At 79.0% G+C, this 523-nt stretch carries 1 protein-coding gene; it reads right to left on the bottom strand.

The features are described 5' to 3' along the window. Nucleotides 1-87: 87 nt before the first annotated feature. Nucleotides 88-523, bottom strand: a 436-nt coding sequence (locus AE652_RS42895) for an EamA family transporter (RefSeq protein WP_049661848.1), incomplete at its 5' end; no start/stop codon positions are given.

Raw genomic sequence — 523 nt, 5'->3', positions numbered from 1 at the left:
CCCCGGGCGACCACAGGACGCCCGCCCGGGTGGCCCCCGCCCTCCGCCGCTCCCGCGCCGGAACCGCTGACTCCCGCGCCGGAGCCGCTACTCCCGCGCCAGCGCCGCGATGGCCGCGAGCAGCAGCGCCGAGCCCGCCAGCAGGCCCGCCGTCAGCGGCTCGCCGAGGCAGAGCACGCCGATCACCGCCGCGGTCGCGGGCTCCAGCAGGACCAGCACCGCGGCCGTCGTGCTGGGCACGGTGGTCAGGCCGGTGAAGTACCAGCGGTAGGCGAACAGGGTGGGCACGGTGCCGAGGAAGAGCAGCGCCACCGCGGTCACCAGCGGGTCACCGTCGACCGGCAGGACGCCCTGGACGCCCTGGACGCCCTGGACGGCGACGAGCGGAAGCAGGCAGAGCAGCCCGGTGGTGAAGGCGCCGGTGCCGGCCCGGGCCGAGCCGCCGCCCCGGGCCCAGAGGGTGAGGCCACTCTGGCCGGCGCCCGCGAGGACGGCCAGCGCGACGCCGAGGGCCGGGCGCGGG

Source organism: Kitasatospora sp. MY 5-36 (genome assembly GCF_001182915.1).
Taxonomy (GTDB): Bacteria; Actinomycetota; Actinomycetes; order Streptomycetales; family Streptomycetaceae; genus Kitasatospora.
This window is presented reverse-complemented; position numbering and strand designations above follow the sequence as displayed.